Origin of the sequence: Fluviispira multicolorata, assembly GCF_009208585.1 — a bacterium.
Classification (GTDB): domain Bacteria; phylum Bdellovibrionota_B; class Oligoflexia; order Silvanigrellales; family Silvanigrellaceae; genus Silvanigrella; species Silvanigrella multicolorata.
Window position 1 is genome coordinate 609,997 of the sequence record NZ_WFLN01000004.1, and the last position, 6,546, is coordinate 616,542.

At 27.2% G+C, this 6,546-nt stretch carries 6 protein-coding genes; all 6 read right to left on the bottom strand.

The features are described 5' to 3' along the window. Positions 1-288: 288 nt before the first annotated feature. Positions 289-903 carry a hypothetical protein gene (locus GCL57_RS02695; RefSeq protein WP_152211720.1) on the bottom strand — a complete coding sequence of 205 codons (615 nt, stop codon included), beginning with the start codon at positions 901-903 and terminating at the stop codon, positions 289-291. Between the two features lie 2 nt (positions 904-905). Further along, positions 906-2,636 carry a hybrid sensor histidine kinase/response regulator gene (locus GCL57_RS02700; RefSeq protein WP_161597562.1) on the bottom strand — a complete coding sequence of 577 codons (1,731 nt, stop codon included), beginning with the start codon at positions 2,634-2,636 and terminating at the stop codon, positions 906-908. 439 nt (positions 2,637-3,075) lie between these two features. Next, positions 3,076-4,527 carry an ABC transporter substrate-binding protein gene (locus tag GCL57_RS02705; RefSeq protein WP_152211722.1) on the bottom strand — a complete coding sequence of 484 codons (1,452 nt, stop codon included), beginning with the start codon at positions 4,525-4,527 and terminating at the stop codon, positions 3,076-3,078. Positions 4,528-4,548: 21 nt separating this feature from the next. Beyond that, on the bottom strand, positions 4,549-6,003 hold the full coding sequence (locus GCL57_RS02710; protein WP_161597563.1) for an ABC transporter substrate-binding protein: 1,455 nt from the start codon (positions 6,001-6,003) through the stop codon (positions 4,549-4,551). 108 nt (positions 6,004-6,111) lie between these two features. Further along, on the bottom strand, positions 6,112-6,312 hold the full coding sequence (locus tag GCL57_RS02715; RefSeq protein ID WP_152211724.1) for a hypothetical protein: 201 nt from the start codon (positions 6,310-6,312) through the stop codon (positions 6,112-6,114). 45 nt (positions 6,313-6,357) lie between these two features. Next, positions 6,358-6,546: hypothetical protein (locus GCL57_RS14735; protein WP_161597564.1), on the bottom strand; the 189-nt coding region annotated here is incomplete at its 5' end.

Here is a 6,546-nt window from a genome sequence, read left to right on the forward strand (position 1 = left end):
ATTCTAAAATAATTTTAGAAATGTCTTACCATAGTTATTCAATTTATTAAATGAAGTTTATTTAGTCAACGAATTGAAAGTCTTAAATTTAAATATGCTATGATCACTCTATAAAATGAGTTTTTTATTTTACAACATTACATTTTTATAAATAAGTTAATGCAAATCATTTTATTTATAAAATTAACAATTTATTTGACTGGGATAGTATGTAAAAGGAAGATTTTGTTTTTGATTATAAGACACACTTATATTGATAATACTGGAAATCATATTATTTTTTATTAATTAATTATAACTGGATTTAAAAAACTTTGAAAGTAATTCAATTGCAGAATCAATTCGATGTTGACTTTTGTTTTTGGATTTTGTAAAAACATACTCCAAAAGCGAATCAAATAATTTAAGGTTATTTTTTCCGATTTTTTCTATGATAACATCATGGATTAATAAAGAGATTTTAATGATCCGTTCTAAGTCTGAAGAATCTTTTTTATGAGACATGAATACCTGCATATATTCAGTACGGGTATCCAAATCTAATGTATGAAAATGTTCCAACAATATTTTTTCCCAGCCAAATAAATTTCTTTCATTTGAAGAAAGATTATTTTTAATTTCTGAAAATAAAAACTTATTTGGATTGTCTAAATAATAAGCGAATTCATGTAATGACATATTGTCAAGACTTCCAAAAGCACACAAGGTTTCAACTGCATTCATGAACTTGCTATCTTCAGGATAACCTTCTATTTCTAGTTTTCGGTAGTTTGAAAGGGACATTTCTAAAATGTCTGCAATATTTTGAATCGAATACTGAGAACGGTTTCGAAAACCTTTTAAAAAATGCGTAATTCTTTTTGCGTAGTATTTTGTTTGATCCTCACTTAAAACTTTTTTCATAGCTACATCCTTATAAATTTTTCTGGAAATAAGTCTTTAATTTCGGAAAAAGTCTTGGGCTGTTTTTCGATAAAACCATCAAAAACTTTAAGTTCTTGATGACCACAACACACCTCAGAAGATAAAAAGCATGCTTTTTTATAACCATATCTTCTTAACAAATCAACAAAATTCATTTGCACAATATTTTGTGTGATACCTTCATAGTAATAGTCTAAAATAATGCAAGAGGTATTTTTTAATAATGCAGAGTCTTCTTGTATTTTTTCAAATAGGGCTTCAGGACTTTCAAATGCAAAGACATTAGCATCAATTAACGAAAGTTTCCACATTTTAAGATAAAAAGGACTGTCATCTACAACTAAAACAGTTTCCTTTGAATTTAAACTATTTTCATAATTTATTTGCTCTTTTTGTGATAAAAAATTGCTAAAAATTTCAAATATACCAATTTTTCCAATTGGTTTTTCAACAAATTGCTTAGCTCCAATTTCAAATACCCGATCTTTTGAAAAAATTCGATTTGTATGAATACAAATGTAACAGTTTTTATCTTTTGCATGTACATATTTTATAATATCAAATCCATCATGAAAATTGTCTTTTAAATCAATGTCAGAAATAATAATATTAGGTTTTTCTTCATTATATATACGTATGGCCTCATCATAATTTGTCGCTTTATAAAAATAGATCTTTTTTTCTGATTCAGAAAAAATTTCAATAGCAAAATCATACATTGCTTCTAAATAAGATTCTTCATCATCTATTAAGAGGACAGATATTATATTTTTATTTAATAAAATATTATGGTTAATATTCTTAATTTTATCTATACTGAGTTCTTTTCTTTTTTCTAAATATTTATTTATATTGAGTTTCAAAATAGAATCAGAGCTGTCTAGAAATACTTTATTTTTTGGAATGCTCACTTTATCTAAAGATGCTGGGAGTGTGAAAATAAACTCAACACCTTTTTCCATATCTGATCTACAATAAACTATTCCTCCAGAGGATTCCACTAGTGTTTTTACACTATATAATCCTATACCATTTCCTGTTTCTTTTCCCATTGTATAATTAAGTTCAAATATTTTTTGTCTATTTTTTTCAGAAATATATGAGTTATTATTGCCAAAACAAAATTCAATAAATAAAAGGTCTTTACATCTAATATTTTTTGTATAAAACCAAATATTCCCAATTCCATTCATTGCCTCTATTGCGTTGGAAATGAGATTATTTAAGATTCTTTCAAATTGGATTTTAGGAAAGGAAATATTATGAGTATGTGAAAAACTGTATGAAAAATTAATTTTACAATTATCATTTATTTTGGAAGAATTTACAAGTGAACTATATATATAATCTTCAGGATTAAAGCTTTCAATATTTTCTTTTTCTTTATTGCCAAAATGCATAAAATCATTTAACATAAATGTAACTTTATCGAGATAGATATTGAGGTCTATTTTTGATTTTGCTACTTTTAAGTTCATATCAGCGAGATCTTTTGATTTTTCAATGGATGAAATAATGATTTTTAACATAGAAAATGGAGCTCTGATATCATGGGCAAGCATCCTGATAGATGTTGTTATGCCAGTCATTTCAGCCGATTTAATTTGATTAACAAATTGTTGATAACTTTTCAGCCTTATTTTAAGTAAATGCTTTGATACCAGAAAAATAATAGATATCAATGATAAATAAATGAGAAGAATAAGGTACATTTCTATTTCTTTAATAGTATAAATAAAGGGATAATTATTTTCAGAAAAATGTTTTTTCTGAATAATATAAAATCGGTAGTTAAGCATTTTAACTATAAAATTTTCAGAATAATTTTTTATTAAAGGGCTGCATATAGAATTATCCGGCTGAATAATGTATTTCGATTTATCTTCAATCCATAGAGTGCAAAAGCTATTTGTTTTAATCAGGTATGAAATTTTGTTTTTAATGGAAAACTCATCTCCTTTTTCAAAGGAATGCAAAATACTAGGAATTGAGAGAGTGAGTAATTTATTGGGAATGGTAAAATAAAATTGATAAATAAATAAAGACACGGAGCCAAAAAAGAATAATGTAGCTAATATAATAATACCTAAAGTATCCTTTTTTGACTTCTTTACGATTTCATTTTGAAGGAAAACCTTTATATTTATATTATTACCCTTTCAAAATAATGTTTGCTAAGTGGAATGTTTGACCGCCAAATTGCTCACCAATAGAATTTATTTTTTGCGGATTATAATACGCAATCGTTGGAATTTCTAAAAGAGGAACCACAAAATTATTTTCATTAAAATAATTTGATAAATTTTCAATGTTTTGCTCTAGTGCATCTTTATTCGACGACTTTTTTGCCTCATCTAATAGTTGCTCTAATTTATCGTCATTGGGATTACAATTTATTAAGGGGCTTCCATTTTTATACATTGCAAAGCTCATAAGTGGATCATAAAAATCTGCAACGATACTATGCAAACGAAAAGGTGAATTTATAAGCTCTCCTACAAAAGGATTCCAAAGATTGGTTGACAATACAAACTCAACTTTTAAACCTGCTGCGTCAAACTGTTTTATTAATTCATTACGATATTCATTCCCCAAATATTCTAAATCTGGAGAATAAGGTATTTTGAAAATTTCATTTATCTGTGATCCAAGTGATTTTTTAAATAATTTATTAGCCTCAACAATATTTTGATTTTCATCAATATTAATTCTTCCAACTGTGCCTTTCGCTAGCAGTTCATTTAATGGTTGCGTTGGATCTAAGGTCAATAGAGATATTGATTTTCTTTGTAAAGAAAGATTAATAGCTTTTCTAAAATCGGAGTTACTCCCTTGTTTGGCGGAGTAATTAAAAGAAAATATGCGAACATTTTGAAGAGCTGTTAGTTCCATTTTTTTAAATGAACTATCTTTAGTTGAAAGAGCATCCTTTAGAGTGAGATCTGGTTTCGTTTTCCTCTCTTGATCAAATAAAATCGTTTGAGGAGCATAAGGATATGTTTTAGAGTCTACAAGTTCTAGTGTGTAGTTTCTATTTTCTTTATCTTCATTTTTAATTTTATAAGCACCAACTCCAATAGGCCACTTTCTCCAATTAAGGAGATCATCTTTTAATTCTTCTCTTGGAACGAATGAATAATTCCATCTAGTAAATAAGTGCATAAAGTTAGGGTTTGGTGAGCTTGGAGTAATGGCGAGAGAGAATTGATCTAAAATTTTTACTCCTTCTACCTTGCCACTATGAAAAGGCTCTCCTGGCGTAATTTTTTCAGCCCCTTTGATATTTATTAATTGTATTGTTCCTTCGTTTGCTGTAGCTGCAAAAATGTGGCGAAGAATACTAAATTCTAAATCTTCAATCGTAACTTTACGTGCATTTGTAAAATAAAGATTTTCCTTTATTGTTAAAATGTAATGTTTATTTTTATTATCCCAATGAAATGATTTCAAACTCAAAGGTTTAATATTAAAATCTTTATCTTTATAAGCAAGTAGACTCACTACGGCTGTCATAAAAAAATGTCGCGTATCGCATGAAGCATTTTCTATCCAAGGATTTTCTGCTTTATTTGGGCTAAAAAAAACAATTTCATTTGTGTCCATGACTTCTCCTAAATTAAATAATTATTCTTTATTCATTATAATATTTGCTAAGTGAAAAGTTTGGCCACCAACTTGTTCGCCAAGTGAGATTATCTTTTTAGAATTATAATAAGTTACAGTTGGAACTTCAAATAAAGGAATTATTGTATTATTATCAATAAAATATTTAGATAATTTTTCAATATTACTACTAAGAACATCTCTGTTTAGGGAATCTTCAGCATCCTCAAAATATTGATTTAGTCTATCATCATTTGGATAAGTATTTATTGCTGGGCTTCCTTTTTTAAAAATAGTAAATGTTAATAAAGGATCGTAAAAATCGGCTCCTTTACTAAGAAGACGGAAAGGAGAGTCTTTAAATTCTTCTTGAAATGTATCCCAAAGGATATTTGATTGAATGAATTCTATGTTTAAGCCAGCTTCTTTTAGTTGGTTAGTAATAATATCGCGGTAATCTCTACCTAAATACTCTAAATCTGGAGTAAATGGAATTTTGAATACATTATTTTTTTGACTTCCAAGGACTTTCTGAAATGTTTTTTGAGCTTCAGGCAAATTATAATTTTCTTCAATATTCAGCCTTCCTATGAATCCCTTTGTTACAATTTCATTTAATGGTTTTGTTGGTACTAAAGTTTTGTTTGAAAACTGTTTTCTTTGTAAAGCTATGCTTATAGCTTTTCTAAAATCTGGATTATTACCTAATTTTGAAGAATAATTAAATGCAAAAATACGAATAAATAATGGAGCTGTTAAGTTACTTCGCTCATATGAAGAATCATTAACTGCTAAGGTATCAATTAATGTTAAATCAGGTCTAAGGGTTCTTTCTAATTCAAAAATAATTTTTTGCGGAGCATTTGGATAATTTTTAAAATCAATAAGCTCAAGTAAATAGCTATGTTGTTCTTTGTCTTCATCTTTTATTTTATAAGGTCCTACGCCAATAGGCCATTTTTTCCAATTTAGAAAATCTTTTTCAAATTCTTCTATAGGAACTAAGGAGTAATTGGAACGTGCTAAGGTATACATAAAACTTGGATTAGGAGAACTTGGTGTAACAGCTAATGAATGTGAATTTAGGATTTTTACTCCTTCAACTAAACCACTTTTATATGCCTGTCCAGGCACAATTTTTTCAGATCCTTTTACATTTACCAATTGCATTGTACCCTCGTTCCCAATTGCTGCAAAAAAAGGGCGTAAAATACTAAACTCTAAGTCTTCGATTGTAACTTTACGGCCATTTGTAAAACTAAGATTTTTTTTCAAAGTTAAAACATAGTATTTATTTTTATAATCCCAATGAAATGATTCTAATGTAATTGGTTTTATATTAAAATTTGTATCAATATAAACAAGTAAATTAAGTACTGCTGTATTAAAAGTATATCTAGTATCTGCAGCAGCATTTTCTATCCAAGGATTTTCTGCATTTGTTGGACTATAAAAAACAATTTTATTTTGGTTCATTTTTGCTCCATATGAATTTAAAAAAATAAACATAAAAGTTAGAAATAATATTTTCTTCACAATTATTTATCCTAATATTAATTTTTTTTGAAATACAATTAGATTTAATTATCTAATTGTATGTGCATTTGTAGGCATATTAATCTCCCAAAGCTTTTTTAAAGAACTTTCTTCTATCTTTTTAATTTCTAACTCCTCATTTGAATTTAATTGTTTTACATTGACTTGATTTTTATTTATTTCAATAGCATTTGCTCCGTAAAGAGTCATAATACCAATACTAGTAATTAAGATAAATGTATTTTTCATAAAATTTCTCCCTATTTTTGTTCATTTGAATTTATCCTAAAAAAATTATTCTTTATTCATTATAATATTTGCTAAGTGAAAAGTTTGGCCACCAAACTGCTCTCCAACTGATTCTATTTTTTTAGGGTCATAATAAGCAATTGCTGGGATTTCAAAAAGAGTAATTGCTGAATTATTTTCATAAAAAAATTGGGATATCTTTTCTATACTTTTTCCTAGTACATCTCTATTTGG

Bases quoted from the DNA above. Each gene is read 5' to 3' on its own strand.
- GCL57_RS02695 (WP_152211720.1), bottom strand. From the start codon at position 903: ATGAAAAAAGTTTTAAGTGAGGATCAAACAAAATACTACGCAAAAAGA.
- GCL57_RS02700 (WP_161597562.1), bottom strand. From the start codon at position 2,636: ATGTACCTTATTCTTCTCATTTATTTATCATTGATATCTATTATTTTT.
- GCL57_RS02705 (WP_152211722.1), bottom strand. From the start codon at position 4,527: ATGGACACAAATGAAATTGTTTTTTTTAGCCCAAATAAAGCAGAAAAT.
- GCL57_RS02710 (WP_161597563.1), bottom strand. From the start codon at position 6,003: ATGAACCAAAATAAAATTGTTTTTTATAGTCCAACAAATGCAGAAAAT.
- GCL57_RS02715 (WP_152211724.1), bottom strand. From the start codon at position 6,312: ATGAAAAATACATTTATCTTAATTACTAGTATTGGTATTATGACTCTT.